Origin of the sequence: Intestinibacter sp. (genome assembly GCF_034113885.1) — a bacterium.
GTDB lineage: Bacteria > Bacillota > Clostridia > Peptostreptococcales > Peptostreptococcaceae > Intestinibacter.
Window position 1 is genome coordinate 12,662 of record NZ_JAXEWM010000004.1, and the last position, 17,005, is coordinate 29,666.

17 protein-coding genes are annotated in these 17,005 nt (G+C 27.3%); all 17 read right to left on the reverse strand.

What is annotated here, in order from left to right:
* Window positions 1–112 precede the first annotated feature (112 nt).
* On the reverse strand, window positions 113–841 hold the full coding sequence (locus SPD90_RS00315) for a hypothetical protein (protein WP_320923961.1): 729 nt from the start codon (window positions 839–841) through the stop codon (window positions 113–115).
* A gap of 80 nt (window positions 842–921) precedes the next feature.
* Window positions 922–1,044: a hypothetical protein gene (locus SPD90_RS00320; RefSeq protein WP_320923962.1), complete on the reverse strand. Its 123-nt coding sequence runs from the start codon at window positions 1,042–1,044 to the stop codon at window positions 922–924.
* 47 nt (window positions 1,045–1,091) lie between these two features.
* A complete protein-coding gene (locus SPD90_RS00325) occupies window positions 1,092–1,358 on the reverse strand; it encodes a PqqD family protein (RefSeq protein ID WP_320923963.1) in 267 nt (88 codons plus the stop codon).
* A 115-nt stretch (window positions 1,359–1,473) separates the two neighbouring features.
* Window positions 1,474–2,679: a nucleotidyltransferase domain-containing protein gene (locus tag SPD90_RS00330; protein WP_320923964.1), complete on the reverse strand. Its 1,206-nt coding sequence runs from the start codon at window positions 2,677–2,679 to the stop codon at window positions 1,474–1,476.
* A complete protein-coding gene (gene rfbC, locus SPD90_RS00335) occupies window positions 2,666–3,220 on the reverse strand; it encodes a dTDP-4-dehydrorhamnose 3,5-epimerase (protein ID WP_320923965.1) in 555 nt (184 codons plus the stop codon). The genes SPD90_RS00330 and rfbC overlap by 14 nt, the downstream gene beginning before the upstream one ends.
* A 15-nt stretch (window positions 3,221–3,235) precedes the next feature.
* Entirely contained in the window at window positions 3,236–4,087 is an 852-nt protein-coding gene (gene rfbD, locus SPD90_RS00340) for a dTDP-4-dehydrorhamnose reductase (protein WP_320923966.1), read from the reverse strand.
* 5 nt (window positions 4,088–4,092) lie between these two features.
* Window positions 4,093–5,076 carry a dTDP-glucose 4,6-dehydratase gene (gene rfbB / locus SPD90_RS00345; RefSeq protein WP_320923967.1) on the reverse strand — a complete coding sequence of 328 codons (984 nt, stop codon included), beginning with the start codon at window positions 5,074–5,076 and terminating at the stop codon, window positions 4,093–4,095.
* Window positions 5,077–5,107: 31 nt separating this feature from the next.
* Window positions 5,108–5,986 (reverse strand): glucose-1-phosphate thymidylyltransferase RfbA, encoded by an 879-nt coding sequence (gene rfbA / locus SPD90_RS00350; RefSeq protein WP_320923968.1) that lies wholly within the window; start codon window positions 5,984–5,986, stop codon window positions 5,108–5,110.
* 25 nt (window positions 5,987–6,011) lie between these two features.
* A complete protein-coding gene (locus SPD90_RS00355; protein ID WP_320624641.1) occupies window positions 6,012–7,430 on the reverse strand; it encodes a lipopolysaccharide biosynthesis protein in 1,419 nt (472 codons plus the stop codon).
* A 17-nt stretch (window positions 7,431–7,447) separates the two neighbouring features.
* Entirely contained in the window at window positions 7,448–8,743 is a 1,296-nt protein-coding gene (locus SPD90_RS00360; protein ID WP_320923969.1) for an O-antigen ligase family protein, read from the reverse strand.
* A gap of 29 nt (window positions 8,744–8,772) precedes the next feature.
* Window positions 8,773–9,636: a glycosyltransferase family 2 protein gene (locus tag SPD90_RS00365; RefSeq protein ID WP_320923970.1), complete on the reverse strand. Its 864-nt coding sequence runs from the start codon at window positions 9,634–9,636 to the stop codon at window positions 8,773–8,775.
* A 35-nt stretch (window positions 9,637–9,671) separates the two neighbouring features.
* Window positions 9,672–11,042 (reverse strand): glycosyltransferase, encoded by a 1,371-nt coding sequence (locus tag SPD90_RS00370; protein ID WP_320923971.1) that lies wholly within the window; start codon window positions 11,040–11,042, stop codon window positions 9,672–9,674.
* Complete coding sequence (cps2T, locus tag SPD90_RS00375) at window positions 10,990–12,174, reverse strand: beta 1-4 rhamnosyltransferase Cps2T (protein ID WP_320923972.1); 1,185 nt, start codon at window positions 12,172–12,174, stop codon at window positions 10,990–10,992. Before cps2T ends, SPD90_RS00370 begins: the two co-directional genes overlap by 53 nt.
* Before the next feature lie 16 nt (window positions 12,175–12,190).
* Window positions 12,191–12,880: a sugar transferase gene (locus SPD90_RS00380; RefSeq protein WP_320923973.1), complete on the reverse strand. Its 690-nt coding sequence runs from the start codon at window positions 12,878–12,880 to the stop codon at window positions 12,191–12,193.
* A gap of 94 nt (window positions 12,881–12,974) precedes the next feature.
* Entirely contained in the window at window positions 12,975–13,715 is a 741-nt protein-coding gene (locus SPD90_RS00385; RefSeq protein WP_320624290.1) for a CpsD/CapB family tyrosine-protein kinase, read from the reverse strand.
* A 21-nt stretch (window positions 13,716–13,736) separates the two neighbouring features.
* Complete coding sequence (locus SPD90_RS00390) at window positions 13,737–14,411, reverse strand: YveK family protein (RefSeq protein ID WP_320923974.1); 675 nt, start codon at window positions 14,409–14,411, stop codon at window positions 13,737–13,739.
* Between the two features lie 462 nt (window positions 14,412–14,873).
* Window positions 14,874–17,005: leucine-rich repeat protein (locus SPD90_RS00395; protein WP_320923975.1), on the reverse strand; the 2,132-nt coding region annotated here is incomplete at its 5' end.

Consider the following 17,005-nt stretch of genomic DNA (forward strand, 5'->3'; position numbering starts at 1 on the left):
ATAAGCAACGGATTCTTGTACTTCGAATTCTACTACTTCTATTTCAGGTTCTATAAATTCTTTTTTCATAAGAAAATTCTCCTTTCTCAAATTTTAAAAATCTTAAACTAGATTAATTTCTAGACATAGTCTCATATGACAGTTTAGCAGCCTCTTCACTTATATTACATCCCATTTTATAAATTTTGATTTTGCTAAAAATTTTGTCTATCATATTCAAAAGTAAATCCATATGTTTTTTATCCCTAGGCTTATAGCTTTGTGTTAAAAACAATGAAATTGCTTCTGGCTTAGATGTCTCTCTTATCCAGTTTTCATCACTTCTACATATAAATGTAATTGCCTTTAATTTAAACTTATCATTTACACTAATATCATTTTTTCCACTCCAAGGTGTACCGTAAACGTATAACTCATCATTTATTTCTCTTATGCACGGTTTATCGTCATTTATTATAACTGCTCTGTCCTTAAAATGTTCTAACCACAGAGAAGTATGAGTAGATTTACCTGTACCACTATGGGCAGAAAATAGATACGCTTTTCCATCTACTGCAACAGCTGATGAATGCAAAACGCAGCCATTATGTTCCAATATTTCACGGGCAAAACATGTACCATAAAAACCATGTATAAAATCCTGCATATTAAATTCTTCTACTGAATATGGAAATTTTTCTATATAACTTTCATACATTTCAGGAAATTCATTTTCTTCAATTCTCAATTTAAAATCAGGCTCTCCCTCATAATCATACAAATACTTTTCTGCTCGCTTTTCAGTTTTGTCTCCACTATTTTCCATAAGTATCTTCATATCTGCAATTTTATATTTTCCCATAACAACTCCTTTTTATAAACTATGCCTTATAAAAAGTCATAGCTTACAGTTCTTCCTTGTTTTGTAATTAATTAAATTTTTTACCAACCCCAACTTGAATTTGGATCAACTGGATTTTCTGGATCTTCACCATCAACAGCTATTCCTTGAGCAACTTCGAATTCAACAACTTCTACTTCTGGTTCTAAAAATTCTTTTTTCATTTTACTATTCCTCCTATTAAAATTAATATTTATATCACATGAATTATTTAAAAACTCAAGCATCCTATTTCGTTTAATTTAGAAATAAACTTTTCAACAGAAGCGCTCGCTTTTTCATAATCCACGTCATATTCTTCAGTTAGTCTTTTTATTAATTCCTCCTTAGTTATATCATCTTCTAACTGTCTCCATAAAAATGCAGCAGATTCATTTAAATTTATCATGGCATTCATATTTTCAGCAGAATCCCCTGTCGCAACAACAACATTTAGACCTGCTACTTCTTTCATGTAAAAATCATCGTTTATTTTCATTTTAACTCTCCCTTTGTTCCTATACTTTGATTGTACTCCATACATACAAATTTTGTTAGTATAATATTAGTAGTACTACTTTTTTATATTTTATAATACTTATACTATAAAATCATTATAAACCTAATTTATTCATAGTTTCAGATTGTTCTTCAACTTTACTTTTTCCAAACAATATACTACTCAAATATCCCATACTTTTCTTTCCTCTTGTAATCAAAATATAAAAAAGTCTATAAATCCACGTAAATAAAATTAAATATCTTCTATTTACCAAATATGAAAACTGCTTTTGCTTTATCAATTCCTCATATGAAGGAAAAATAAGCCTTTTACATATTTTCAAAGAGGATTTGAAATAGGAATTACTTTTATTCAAATCCTGTCTTACCATTCCGAGCTTGTAATTTGAAAGTTCAAATCCGAAAACTCCTCCTAATAAGACATTTTCTGTTATTTTTTCATAAAAATCACTTTCTAATTCAATAGGCTCTATAGGAATTTCACTATTAAACCATTTATTACATAGGGTAAAAATAATTTCTGTAAATGTAACTAGTTCCAATTTATTTAATTCACCCCAAATATAATTCCAATTCAAGTTTTTAGCGTATTTCTTAAGATAAAAGTCTATATCTAAAAACATTCTTACGCCACAGCCACATTCTGCAAAATGCTTTGCCATATGAACTAAAAGGAATATTAAATGATACTCATCATCTAATTTATATGTATTTTTATTTTTTAATAATGAATGTTCCCATGGATTTGAAAAATACTCACCATAGTCAATTCCCTGCTTGATTTCATCAGATACCATGCTAGTATGTACCTCTATGTATGAGATTTTTTTTCTATAATCCCATACCTCGCAATTTGTATAATTACCCTCATATCCTAATTCTTTTAGAACTCTATCTGATTTTTGTCTATCTTCTCTTCTTATCACAACATCTACATCAGACATTGATCTCAGTTCTGGTATAGGATAGCAATGCTTAATTTCATATCCTTTCAAGAATATATGATCTATATTTTCTTTTTCAAAAGCATTTAAAACTTTTTTTATATACATCTCTATTTGATCACTATTTCTAACTTGAATTAAAAAAGATTTTTTTAATGCTTTATATAATTCTTCTCTAGGTCTATAAACTTTGTCCATTTTATCTACACATGTAAATATAATGCCTAATAAGTTATTTATCTTTGCTAATCTAATAATTTCATCCCAATCTACATCAGCTTCAGGCTTTACAGGTTTATTATTTATAAAAGAATTTACTAATTGTATAAAAAAATTATAATTATAATTTAGCATATTCTTCTAATCCCCCCCATTTTTTATCTTTTTCTGATATTACAATCTCCATATCGTCTGATATAGGCCAAGATATATTTATAGTGCTATCATTATATATAATTCCACCTTCATCTTCTGGATGGTAAAAGTCAGTGCATTTATATACAAATTGTGCTTCATCAGACAATACTAAAAAACCATGTGCAAAGCCTTCTGGAATATAAAATTGTTTCTTATTTTCTTCAGATAATTCTACTCCTGCCCATTTTCCAAAAGTTTTTGAATCTTTTCTAATATCAACTGCTACATCGTAAACTGCACCTTTGATTACTCTGACTAATTTCCCTTGAGGATGTTTTTTTTGAAAATGAAGACCTCTCAAAACTCCTTTTTTACTTTTTGATTCGTTATCTTGTACAAATTTCATATCTAAGCCTAATTCTTCAAAATCGTTTTGGTTATAAGTCTCCATAAAATAACCTCTCTCATCGTAAAAAGCCTTAGGCTCTAATATATATAATCCATCTATTTCACATTTAGTAATTTTAAACTTCGACATATCGCCATCCCCTTATTATAAATAATTTAATTCTTGTAAATATCGATCTAAAGCATCTTGCCATGAAGGTAATTTCTTAAATCCATTTTGGACTAATTTTTCTTTGCTCAATCGACTATTTTTTGGTCTTTTAGCTGCTGTAATATATTCTTCTGAAGTTACAGGATTTACATCGATTTTTATATTTAGCTTTTTAAATATATCTAATGCAAATTCATACCATGAGCAAATTCCTTCATTAGTCGCATGGTATATTCCGTATTTTTCACTGTTTACCATACTTCTGACTAATTGTGCTAGATCGTATGTATATGTAGGAGAACCAATTTGATCAGCTACTACACTTATTGATTTTTTTTCTTTTCCAAGTCTTATCATTGTTTTTATGAAGTTATTTCCATTAACTCCAAATACCCACGATATTCTAATTATAAAAAATTTATCTAGATATTTTTGTACTGCTAATTCGCCTTCATATTTTGTTCTTCCATATACGTTTAGCTGTTTTTCTATTTTATCTTCAGGATTGAAGAAGCTATTTCCTTGACCATTAAATACATAGTCTGTGCTAAAATACATAAATTTTATATCTTTTTGACTGCATAATTTAGCTAAATTTTCTGTGGCAAATACATTTATATTTTCACACATGTCAGCCTCTGTTTCCGCCTTATCGACAGCAGTATAAGCAGCACAGTGGATAATCATTTCAGGGTTAACTTCCTCGATAACCTGTTTAACCTTTTCAAAATCAGTTATATCCATCGTTTCTCTAGTAGTTCCTATTATCTCATGATTATCTTCCTTTAAAACTCTAACTAGATCGTATCCCAATTGTCCATTTATTCCTGTAATTAAAATTTTCATTTTACTTACTCCTTACATAAACACATTTTCCACCATTGCTCATTATTTAAATACCAATTTACAGTTTGTTCTATACCTTGTTCAAATGTTACTTCTCTTTTAAATCCTAGCTCTGTCTCAATCTTATGATTATTTATAGCATATCGTCTATCGTGACCTAATCTATCTGGCACAAATTCGATTAAGTCCTCGCTTTTTCCTAATATATTTAGTATAGTTTTTACTACCTCTAAATTGCTTTTTTCACTATTTCCACCAACATTATAAATCTCGCCTATTTTTCCTTTATGTAAAATTAAATCAATCGCCCTACAATGGTCTTTCACATAAATCCAATCTCTAACATTTTTGCCATCTCCGTAAATTGGAAGCTTTTCGTCGTTTAATGCCTTCAGTGTTATAAGAGGTATTAATTTTTCTGGAAAATGATAAGGTCCATAGTTGTTAGAGCATCTTGAAATAGTAACAGGCAACCCATAAGTTCTAAAATACGCTAATACTAACAAATCTGCACTTGTTTTAGAAGCTGAATAAGGACTCGAAGGCTTCAAAGGGCTATCTTCACTAAAAGATAAGTCCTTTCTATCAAGAGGCAAATCACCATAAACCTCATCAGTTGATATTTGATGATATCTACCGACATCGTATTTTCTACAACACTCTAGTAGTACAGATGTCCCCATTATATTTGTTTCTAAAAACACATTTGGATTTGATATAGAGCGATCTACATGGCTTTCTGCAGCGAAATTCACAACTATATCAGGCTTTTCTTCTTTAAAAACTCTATCCATTTTTTCTGCATCGCATATATCTGCTTTTATAAATTTAAAATTTTTATTTTCTATTACACCTGATAATGTAGACATATTTCCTGCATAAGTCAATTTATCTATACAAATAATTGTGTAATCCTTGTATTTGTCCATCATATAATAAATAAAATTTGAACCTATAAATCCGGCTCCACCTGTTACAACTATCTTCACTGTCTTTCCTCCTTACAAATACCTATATTATTTAATATAAATATTTTCCATTTGCCACATTTTTTAAATGTTTCCCATAATCTGTCTTTTTATATAAATCTGCAAGCTTTAGCAATTGCTGCTTGTCTATCCAATTATTTTTGAATGCAATTTCTTCTATTGCGGCAATCTTTATTCCCTGTTTTTTTTCTACAATTCTAATAAATTCACTTGCTTCACTTAGAGAATCTATAGTTCCAGCATCAATCCATGCAAAGCCTCTGCCCAATGTTAAAACCTCTAGTTCATCTGACTCTAAATAAACTTTATTTACATCAGTTATTTCTAATTCTCCTCTTTCGGAAGGCTTTATTTTTTTAGCTATGTCCACGACTTTATTATCGTAAAAATAAAGTCCAGTTACACAATAATTAGATTTTGGATTTTGTGGCTTTTCCTCTATAGAGATAGCCTTACCATTTTCATCAAATTCAACTACTCCGAATCTTCTCGGATCGTCTACATAATATCCAAAAATAGTGGCCCCACTAGTTTGACTAGCTGCTTTTTTTAACATCTTAGTGAATCCATTACCGTAAAATATATTATCACCTAATATCATCGCACAAGAATCATCTCCTATAAATTCTTCACCTATTATAAATGCCTGCGCTAATCCTTCAGGTTTTTTCTGAATCTTATAGCTAATACTTATTCCATATTGGCTACCATCACCTAATAGAGTTTTAAATCTATCTATATCTTCACCTGTTGATATAATCAGAATTTCTCTTATTCCAGCTAACATCAATGTTGAAAGCGGATAATAAATCATAGGCTTATCATAAACGGGTAAAAGCTGTTTGCTAGTTACTTTTGTCAACGGGTATAAACGAGTACCACTTCCCCCCGCAAGTATTATACCTTTCAAAGAATCACTCCCTTCTAAATATAATTTACTGTCTTACAAATTTACTAAATATCATCATAGTTTCTTTTATTTCTTTTCTTTTTATAAATACATAAATTAGATAGAAACAAATATATATCACTAAGCAGAATATATTGTCTATAAACCAGCTAGAGCCTATAAAAATTAAAGTCAAAGCTGTTTCTAAAATTATATCTTTACAAATCGAAATATCCATTGTCTTAGTCAAGACAATCTCTCCCAATATACATCTAAATCCTAATAAAAATACTATAGATAAAATAGCTAATGTTAAATTGTTAAGTATAAATACACTAACTACTGTCAATACTATACTTAAAATAAGAGAAATAGCGTTTATTATCAACATGTATTTTTCTTTTCTAAATGATTTTAGATAAGTATTTACAAGCATAGACATTTTACTTTCGTATATACAAATAGGAAATAAAAGTGCCATATATCTCAAGCTATCAGCATATTGAGGAAGCCATGCCGATAAAATTAACTTCATCGGATAATAAAAAATTAACATCATATATAGAAATAACATCAATGTATTTCTAAGCATTGTATAAATTTTAGGAAGATTACTTTCTTCCTCCCTTCTCAATAATGGAAACATTATTACAGCCACTGCATTTATAAATGTCATAAGTAAGTTTGATATATTTAGAGTTAAGGATACTTTTCCAAATGTCTCTATATCCCAATTATTTTGAATTCCAAATCTAACCACTCCAATAATCAACATACTGGCTATATTAGCCAACATTAATTTTATTCCTATACTTATGTTGTCAAAAATTTCAAGAAATATATTTTTATCTATGCTTATTTTTCCAAATACTATATCCTTTGTTTGACCTATACATAAGATCAACGCTACTAATTTGGAAAATATATCTATATACAATATAAATTTATAATTATCAAAGCCCAAGAATAAAAAAAGTATTACTAATACAAAATAAATGAATCTATCCATTCTCGTATATTTAGCATATTCTTTTATTCTATTTGTAGATTGCAATATAAACAATAAATATGTTCTAAGTATTGTGATAACTCCACAAATAGTAGTAGCTACTAATATAAAACTCTTGTCCACATCCTTTATAAAGCGCACTGCAAATATAGATACTACAAAAGCTATAATTATTTCAAAAATATTTAATAGCCAAAATTGAGATACATATCTATTTTTATTTAGGTCGTCGTATTCCATACCACCTATTTTTAAATAAATTCCATCTATCCATCCAAAATGAAAAAAACCTACATATGATATAAAAAATATATACAATTGATAATATGAATACTCTGTTACCCCTAAAAATTTAGGCAGTATCAACGTCATTATCACAGATATTAACATAGTAAATATATTAGCAATAAATGTATATGTTATATTTTCTAAAATGCTTTTAAATTTAGTATTCAATCTGTCACCTACATTTCTCAAGATATTTTTTTATTCTCTACTTGTTTTTCACAGCTTTTCTTAGATGGTAAATATGATAAATATCCAATTAAAAAACAACCAATAAAATCTGTTTTGTTATTTATAATTCCTGTTGTTACATAAGTACTAAATAAAAATGCTATACACATACCCAAAAGTAATTTAGGTTCATATGGACTTAATTTATTTTCTTTATTGTTTTTTATTCTGATAATCATTTTTCTTATTCCAACTAAATAAACTGATGCATAAAGTACAACACCTGCAATTCCACATTTTATAAGCATCATATAGTATCCATTATGTAATATAGTAATACCACCTTCTGCAGTATCAACTCCAACTAATTCTGAAAATATTCCTACAGGTATTAATTTACCAAATCCATATCCGAATAGCTGTTCAAACCAATTTCCTTCAAAATATACATTCTGTGCTTTATAAATCTCATATCCTCTCCAATTATTAACTATCTCACTTGAATCACCCCAATTTATAGATGCATTTACTTCAGAAATACTTCTCATTATTTTATCAAAAAGAGTTTCCATTAAATCCGGCATAATTAAATTAGCTAATAAAAGTAAGATTATTACATATACTAATTTTCTTAACTCAAATATATTTTTCTTTATCATAGGAATAATAAATGGACATAATATAATAAATAAACAAATATAATTTGTTCTAGAAAAATCTATTATAAAAGATGAAATACAAATTGTTCTAAATAAATTAAGTTTAAATATCCCAAAATTACATTCATTTTTTATATAATCATTTGTAAATAAAAGTACAATTGCAATTAAAATAGTATATGCATTGATAATTTCTATATAATTTCTAAAAACATATATAGATGAAACCTGTAAAATCCTAGGCTCTTTAGCTATTTGAAGTAAATTTATTATAGAAGAAATAACAGCTATATAAACTATAATCTTGAAAATATCAAACTTTTCTCCATACTTATATTTAAATGTAACACCTGTCCAAATAAATACTATTGGATTTAGTACATAGAATATATCCCTAAGTATATTTCTCAGTGAATAATCATTCATATGCACAAGCGACATAAAAATTCCTAAGATTAAAATCATAAACAATACACCTATTACTTCTATATCCTTTACAACTATTTTATTTATAGATATAACTAAATATAAAAAATATGCACTTGTAATAAATAAAAGCATTCTATTTGCTGATTCACTTACTAAAAATATACCTGCAAATGATAATAATATAAATGCAATTGGTATATTTCCTATAAATTTTATTTTTTTCATTTCTAACCTCTTTAAATTCTCTTAGATTTTTATTTACAAATCTTTTCCAAAACTTTATATTCTAATAATGAAATTTTTGCAGCTATTTTTAATATATTTTCTCTAAATTTGCCAACCTTATTGTACTCTTTATTGTAATAAAGTTTAGAATCATAAAAAATTTTAATTGTATCTATTTTCTTAAAAGTTTTCTTTATAGATACAGAATGCATATGCTTATAAGAAATTCCTGTTATTAATCCACTTTTATAACCCTCATTTTGTAATTTCTTTGCTAAAATAATTTCTTCACAATATAAAAAGGTATTTTCATCATAATAACCTATATCCTTTATTACATCTGCTTTAATGCCCAAAAACGATCCTGGTATTACCTCAACCTGCATAATATCTTGTTTATAATCTACAATAAATCTCTTCTTATTTATCCTTCTTCCTATAAAAAAATAATCTAACAAGTCATACATATAACTTGGAATATTCCAATAAGGTGCTTTTACCTTGTCTCCATTTATATCCAGCATAACACCTGATAATACGGAATACTTAGAATTCGTTTTAAATTGTTTCTTTATTTCTAAAATTAAATCTTCTTCAAATTCTACATCTGGATTTGAAATAAATATAATATCACATTCATTATTTTCTACTAAATATCGAATTCCCAAATTATTTCCATATGCATATCCACCATTTTTATCTGATTTTATTAAAATAGTTTTACTATCTACATATTTATACAACTTTTCATAAGAATCATCTGTTGAACAATTATCAACTATTACTATTAAATCAATAGATTTATAATTTTTTATACTTTTGATAAGCTTAATTGTGGTACTATAATCGTTATAATTTAATATTACAAATCCTGTTTTTAAATTATCATTCATTGATTATTTAATCTCCCTTTTATTATAATTTCTAATTATATTATTAAATAAAAATCTAAAATGAATTTTACATGCTCTTCAATCAATAATGGTCTATAATTTTCTATAATATATCTATTCATATTAATTAATATCTCCCTCGACTCATATAGTTTTAAAATGCTTTGTTTTAATTCATTTTTATTCATATTTATAATAAATCCACTTTTATTATCTTCTACGATATCTTTTGCACCCACATTATCGCTTATTAAAACTGGTACTCCATAACTCAATGCTTCTAAAGTTACGAAACTAAAAGTTTCTTTACATAAGCTCGGAACTATTAATAAATCAGTCTTTTTAAAAATTTGATTCAAGTCATCATAGCTATAGTCTCCAATTACATTCATATAAGGTTCAACCTCAGGTGGAATTGAAGATATATTTAAAGAAAAATTATGATATCCTTCTAGATATATCTCATCTAAAACTTCCTTCAATAAAAAGAATCCTTTATACTCTGATACTTGACCTAAATAAGTGATTTTAAGTATATCTTTAAAGCTCTTTTCAACAATGTTGTCTTTAATATCTGAATGAGTTATAGATATAACACTACTATTTTTTATATTTAAAAATTTCTTATATATGTTTTCTGTATTAGTACTGTTAAAATGAAATTTATCTATTTTTTCAAACATATTAAAATAATACATTCTTAATTTTTTGTAATTTTCAACTTGATCTGTACTCAACGCATTCTCTTCAGAATATTCGAATTCATTAGCTTGAGTATTTGAGTTAAACTTTCTTCTAGATTTTTTTACTATCTTTGTATTTTTAACCAATCTATAAATTGGTGACTGTAAAAGCTTAATCTTATTTAAAGATAATGCGTTTTTATTACATTCCTCACAATTTAAACACTGGCAATCATTAGAATTTAGAAGTTCAAAACAAATTTTATTTTTATAAAGAAAAGTCACCTTTGGGCATAATCCAAAATAATCATGTGTTGTAAAAACAACCTTGATATTTAAATCCCTAGCTGCCTGTAAAAATTCTATATGAAGTCCCATCAATGTATGCAAATGTATTATATCTGGTTTCTGTGATTTTAAAAACTCATAATAAGTGCTTTTGTCACATGGCTTCATATAAGCATCAAATTCTTTAATTCCTCCCATCAATGAAACTGGTAGTGGATTTATTATTTCGAAGCTTTGAATATTATTTTGTGATTTTCTTTTCTTTATAACAGGATTTTCATTGTAAGATTTTATTTGACCTGGCCAAAGCAATAAAATCTGATGTCCCTGATTATACTCCTCTTCCATCAAATCGATAGAATACTTAGTAAGTCCTCCTGTTCTATAAGGCGGAAACCCTAGAGAATAATGAAGTATCTTCAAATAATTTTTCATATTTTTCTGTGATCATTGGCCAATTATAGTGATTTTTTATTCTATCCTTTGATTTTTTGGAATAATCTTCTATTTTTTCATCAGATAGACAATCTGCATGATTTATTAAATTACTTAAGCTGCCATCCTCTTTAGTCCAATAAATTCCAGCATCATCTGCTACCTCTCTATTAAATCCTACTCCAAATAATAAATTTAACTTTGTAGTTGCAAGTGCTTCAAGCAATGAAGGATTAGTACCTCCTACTTCATGCCCATGTATATAACCATAAGCATTTTCTCTGATTTTTAGCAAAAGCTCTTGATCATAAACAGTTCCTACAAATTTTATTCTTTTATCATTTTGAAAATTAGTTTTAGCTTTTAAATCTTCATAAAGCTTGTTATTTTCATAATTTGTTATTATAGCAAAATCCTTTTCTGTATTTGATTTCATAAATTCCTTAATCATAGTTTCATAATTATTTTCAGGAACAAATCTACCTACAGATAAATAATACTGTCCTTCTTCGAGTCCTTTTTCCTGATACCAATTATTTAGCTTTTCAGTATTTTCACTAGAAATATCCTTTTTGAATTCAGCTCCATATGCGATAAAATCTGTCTTTGGATTGTATTTTTTATATTCTTCTTTTATATATTTTTCTATATTTAAAGAATCACATATTACTAAATCTGCATATTTTACCATTATTTTTTCTGAATATTTTAGATATTTTCTTACCCAATAATTCCATTTTAAACGTTTATGCTCTAATCCATCTGGATTTATAAATAGCTTAACGTTTAATTTTCTTATTTTTTTCATATATACTGATAAAAATGGACCTATACTACATCCCAAAATATAAATAATTGGATTTTCTATATTGTTTTCTTCTATATACTTCAAACTAGTTTTTATTGACAAAAAATCATAATATATCGCTTGTGCTGAACCTATATTAGGAAGCTTAATATTAAAACATCTTGCATTATTATATTCAAATTCACTTTCATCTTCTGCTCTACAAGAAACGTGATATTTAATATTTTTTGAAGTTGAATTTTCTGTAAGTTTATCTACAAAGGTCTCAAATCCGCCGTATTTTGCTGGAATTCCTCTTGAGCCTAAAATAAATACATTTATCATTTTTAATTAATCTCCCTTATTTTGTTGAAATATTTTTAATACCAATAGTATTTTCTTCTAAATTCTTCTCAGATACTTCACTTCCATCTACAATCCCATCCTTACTGAACACAAGAAATATAGTCCTAAAAAAGCACTTCAAATCCATAACAAAACCAAAGTTCTCTACATACTCGCCATCGTATTTTGCCTTTGTTTCGTCATCTAATCTATCTCTTCCATTAACCTGTGCCCATCCTGTAAGTCCTGGCTTCACAGCATTTGCACCGTATTTTTCTCTTTCATTTATTAAATTATATTCTTCCAAAATTACAGGTCTAGGACCTATAATGCTCATCTGTCCAATTAAAATGTTTATAAGCTGTGGAAGTTCGTCTAAAGAAGTCTTTCTAAGTATGCTTCCTAATTTCGTTATGTACTTTTTCGAATCTCCTAAATCTTTAGTAGCCACATTTTTAGGTGCCAAAACATCCATAGTTCTAAATTTATAAATATTAAAAGTAGTTTTATTTATGCCGTATCTCTTTTGGCTAAATATAACTGGCCCCTTTGAATCCATTTTTATAGCTATAGATATAATTAAAAAAATAGGAAATAAAATTACAATACCGAGAAAAGCTACTAATATATCTAGCGTTCTTTTTACAAAAGCATAAAACTTAATTTCAACTCTATTTTTATTTTTAAAAGTTGATGTTTTATTCATTGTAACCTCCTCCTAATTAAATACTCCCCTCATTTAATAACCCTTTTATAATTTAATTTCCATATTATAAATTTATTTTTCATTTCATGCATTTTTAAGCTTTTTTAATTTTTAAACGTTTTTTTCTTTTAAATATATTCTTTTTACTTAATTTCTTTTTCTTTTTTTCTCCATAGTATTCACCATAATAGTATCCATAATCTGAGTTATGGCTTTCGTATTTATTTAATACTGCCCCTAAAATTTTTGCGTCTACATTCATTAACTTTTCCTTAGCTAATTTGGCAAAATCCATTTCTACTTCTCCAGAAGATATTACAAATACAACTCCATCACTTAGCTGTGAAAGTACACTTGCATCTGATACTATTCCTACAGGTGGTGAATCAATAAAAATATAATCATAATCTTCTCTTATTTCTTCTATAAATGATTTCATTCTATCTGTCACTAGTACTTCTCCAGGATTTGGAGGCATTATACCTGTTGTCAATAAGTCTAATTTTCCTTTTTGTAGGTGATAAATTACTTTATCTAAAGCTTTGTCTCCTTTTAAAACATCCATCATCCCTTTTGAATTACTCAGTTCAAATATCCTATGTAAGCTTGGATTTCTTAAATCTCCATCTATTAATAGTATTTTCTTATCCTGTAAACTAGAAAAACTAATAGCTAAGTTTGCAATAATTGTACTTTTTCCTTCATTTTGTTGAGTACTAGTTACTAAAATAACCTTTAACTTTTTATCTAAATTAGCATACTCAATATTAGTTCTAATACTTCTATAAGCCTCTACTATCGGTGATTTTCCATCTAATCTATCTATAGTTCTCATCATTACCTCCTAATAAACCAATTATTTTTGCTTTGGTATTATACCTAAAACAGGTATATCTAAATGTTCTTTAATATCTGATGAAGTTTTTATTTTTGTATCCATCAGAGATTGAACAATCGCTATGCATATACCTAAAAGAACGCCAAATGCACTTGCTAAAATAACATTTTTGATTTTATTTGGTTTTACTGGAGAACTAGAAACTATAGCCTTATCTATAACTTCTACACCACTTACCTTCATTATTCGTTGGATTTCTTTATCAAAAACAGCTGGAATCGTGTCACATATTTCTCTAGCAGTTTTAGGATCCTTATATAGAACATCTACTTTTATTATTTGGGTATTAGTTATATTAGTAACAGTTACACATGATGCTAGCTTTTTGTAGGAAATATCTAATCCTAACTGACTTATTGTTTTTCCAAGTACAGCTCTAGATGTTATTATCTCACTATATGTATAAGCTAGCTTTTGGACATAATTTATATCATCACTATTAGACAATTGCGTTTCTGAATTGCTATTTTCTTTATTAACAATTAAAGTAGTGCTTGATTGATACATAGGTGTAATAAAAAATACACTTACTACTCCACTTACTATACCAAAAATAAGTCCTATTAAAACTATCATCCATATTTTTCTTTTTATTATTTTAAATAGCTCTCTTAAATCAATTGTTTCTTCCACTTTTACCTCCCGTCTCAAAAATTGTCTTTTGAATTTTTTTATTTTAGAATTTATTTAAATTCTACATTTCTTTTACCGCATTTGTCAATATAATGTAAAATAGTTATATTTTCACAGTTACTTTTATCCTTTTTTATTGCTTTTTATCACTTTAAAACAAGCCTATATATGTATATATTAACATATAATGTCATGTTTTACATATTTTATGATCAAAAAATAACTGGCGATAATAAATTCTAAAATACAAATTTAACTTTTTAGTGTATATACTTTCATTTTATCCTTAAGCTTACATTTTTTCAGTAGTATTTTAGGAGTATAGAAAGTAGTACTACTTTTTTTAATAATTTCACTTTCTACATTTAAATCTAAATATCAACAATAACTTCAAAATAAAAGCACCACATAGAATTTATCTACATGATGCTTTTATATCACACAACTAATAATACTGTAATTTTATAATCCTAATAATTTATTTACACTTGTCGAACCATTTTTATAAGGTGAATAAACTGTATATTCATTTCCAGCCTTATCCCTATAAATAACATAAGAACTAGCTGTAATTTCTGCACTAAATTGTGCTCTCTTTATACCTACCAAAGTTCCTAAATATGTAACGTAATTTTCTTGTTCATTTTTATCATATAAAGTCTTCGCTACTGATTTAGCTACTTGAGCAGTTTCTAATGTCAATTTTTGATTACCTAATACACTTACTGGTATTATAAGTGTTCCTTTTTCTACTATTTCATCTCCATCGTCGTAAATCTTTGTACCAAATCTTATACCACTCTTATCATCTACTATTGTTTTAACTTGCGCTCCTAGCATTGTAACGTGAGCCCATTTTGCTATATACGTTATATTTTCTTCATATGTAGCATTATTTTGGTATCCAGTAGTTGTATTGTCGATATCTCTATACCATCCTACAAATGTATATCCTTCTTTAGTTGGTGCTTCTGGTGTATAATCTAAAGTTGCGTATTTATCTACTTCTTTAGTTATCACATCTTCACCATTATTTGGATTAAAAGTTACTGTTATTTTTTCTTCTCCTATTTCCTTAAATGGTATATCATATCTTTTTGCATATGTTTCAGCAGCTGAACCTGAATAACCATATATAGTTAGATTTTGACAATGATAAAAAGCAATATCTTCTATAGTTGTTACTTCCTTTGGAATAATTACTTTTTCTAAGCCTGTACAATATTCAAAAGCCTCACCTTCTATAGTTGTTACACTCTTTGGAAGATTTACACTTGATAAGCTTGTACAATTTTGAAAAGCATATTCTACTATGGTTGTAACTCCTTCTGGGATGGTTACGCTTGATAAATTTTTACAGTTATAAAAAACACCTTTTTCTATACTTGTTATTCCTTTTGGAATATCTATACTTTCTAAGTTTGCACATTCTTCAAAAGCATATTTTCCTATAGTTGTTACACTTTTCGGAAGATCTATACTTGACAAGCTTGTACAATTAGAAAAAGCATAAATTCCTATAATTTCTACTCCTTCTGGAAGATCTACATTTGATAAATTTGTGCAATTTTCAAAAGTAGCACATTCTATATTTGTTATTCCCTTTGGAATTTTTATATTTTTTAATTTTTGACAATTAGAAAAAACATAACTCTCTATAGTTGTAACACCTTCCGGGATATTTATACTTTCTAGATTTGTACAACCATAAAAAGCATAACTTTCTATACTTACTAATTCTTTTGGAAGATTTATGCTTGATAAATTTGTACAATTTTGAAAAGTTGCATAACCTATAGTTGTAATTTCTTCTGGTATGCTTATACTTTTTAAACCTGTACAATTTTGAAAAGCACATACTCCTATACTTGTTACTGTTTCTGGGATAACTATACTTGATAAACCTGTACAGCCTTCAAAAACATAACTATCTATACTTGTTACTGTCTCTGGAATAATTATATTTTTTAAACCAGTACAACCTCTAAACACAGAACTATTAATAGTTGTTATTTTTTCTGGTATATTTATATTTGATAAGCCTCTACAACCCCAAAATGCAAATTCTCCTATATCTTCAACATTTTCTGGTATAGTTATACTTTCTAGACTTTCACAAACTCCAAAAGCACTTTCTCCTATACTTGTTAATCCTTCTGGAAGGTTTACACTTTTTAAACCTCTACATTCCTCAAAAACACCATTTTCTATTCTTGTTATATCTTTTGGTATAGTTATACTTGATAATTTTCTACAATAATAAAAAGCAGATTTTCCTATACTTGTAACTGTGTCTGGAATAGTTATATTTTCCAAGTTCTCACAAAAACTAAATGCACTACCTCCTATAGTTTTCAATCCATTTAAAAGATTTATATTTTTTAAATTTGTACAGTCATAAAATGCATAGTCTCCTATAGTTTCTACATTTTTAGGAATAGTTATACTTTCTAAGCCTGTGCAATAGGCAAATGCAGAACCATCTATTTGTATTAGACTCTCAGGTAAATTTATATCTGATAAATTTGAACAATATCTAAAAGCCAATTGTCCTATGTTTGTCAATCCTTCTGGAAAAACCACATTTTTTAAGA

What these genes read in the sequence shown, in the direction of transcription:
- SPD90_RS00315 (WP_320923961.1), bottom strand. Translation starts at nt 841, where the DNA reads ATGGGAAAATATAAAATTGCAGATATGAAGATACTTATGGAAAATAGT.
- SPD90_RS00320 (WP_320923962.1), bottom strand. Translation starts at nt 1,044, where the DNA reads ATGAAAAAAGAATTTTTAGAACCAGAAGTAGAAGTTGTTGAATTCGAA.
- SPD90_RS00325 (WP_320923963.1), bottom strand. Translation starts at nt 1,358, where the DNA reads ATGAAAATAAACGATGATTTTTACATGAAAGAAGTAGCAGGTCTAAAT.
- SPD90_RS00330 (WP_320923964.1), bottom strand. Translation starts at nt 2,679, where the DNA reads ATGCTAAATTATAATTATAATTTTTTTATACAATTAGTAAATTCTTTT.
- rfbC (WP_320923965.1), bottom strand. Translation starts at nt 3,220, where the DNA reads ATGTCGAAGTTTAAAATTACTAAATGTGAAATAGATGGATTATATATA.
- rfbD (WP_320923966.1), bottom strand. Translation starts at nt 4,087, where the DNA reads ATGAAAATTTTAATTACAGGAATAAATGGACAATTGGGATACGATCTA.
- SPD90_RS00360 (WP_320923969.1), bottom strand. Translation starts at nt 8,743, where the DNA reads ATGAAAAAAATAAAATTTATAGGAAATATACCAATTGCATTTATATTA.
- SPD90_RS00365 (WP_320923970.1), bottom strand. Translation starts at nt 9,636, where the DNA reads ATGAATGATAATTTAAAAACAGGATTTGTAATATTAAATTATAACGAT.
- SPD90_RS00370 (WP_320923971.1), bottom strand. Translation starts at nt 11,042, where the DNA reads ATGAAAAATTATTTGAAGATACTTCATTATTCTCTAGGGTTTCCGCCT.
- cps2T (WP_320923972.1), bottom strand. Translation starts at nt 12,174, where the DNA reads ATGATAAATGTATTTATTTTAGGCTCAAGAGGAATTCCAGCAAAATAC.
- SPD90_RS00380 (WP_320923973.1), bottom strand. Translation starts at nt 12,880, where the DNA reads ATGAATAAAACATCAACTTTTAAAAATAAAAATAGAGTTGAAATTAAG.
- SPD90_RS00385 (WP_320624290.1), bottom strand. Translation starts at nt 13,715, where the DNA reads ATGAGAACTATAGATAGATTAGATGGAAAATCACCGATAGTAGAGGCT.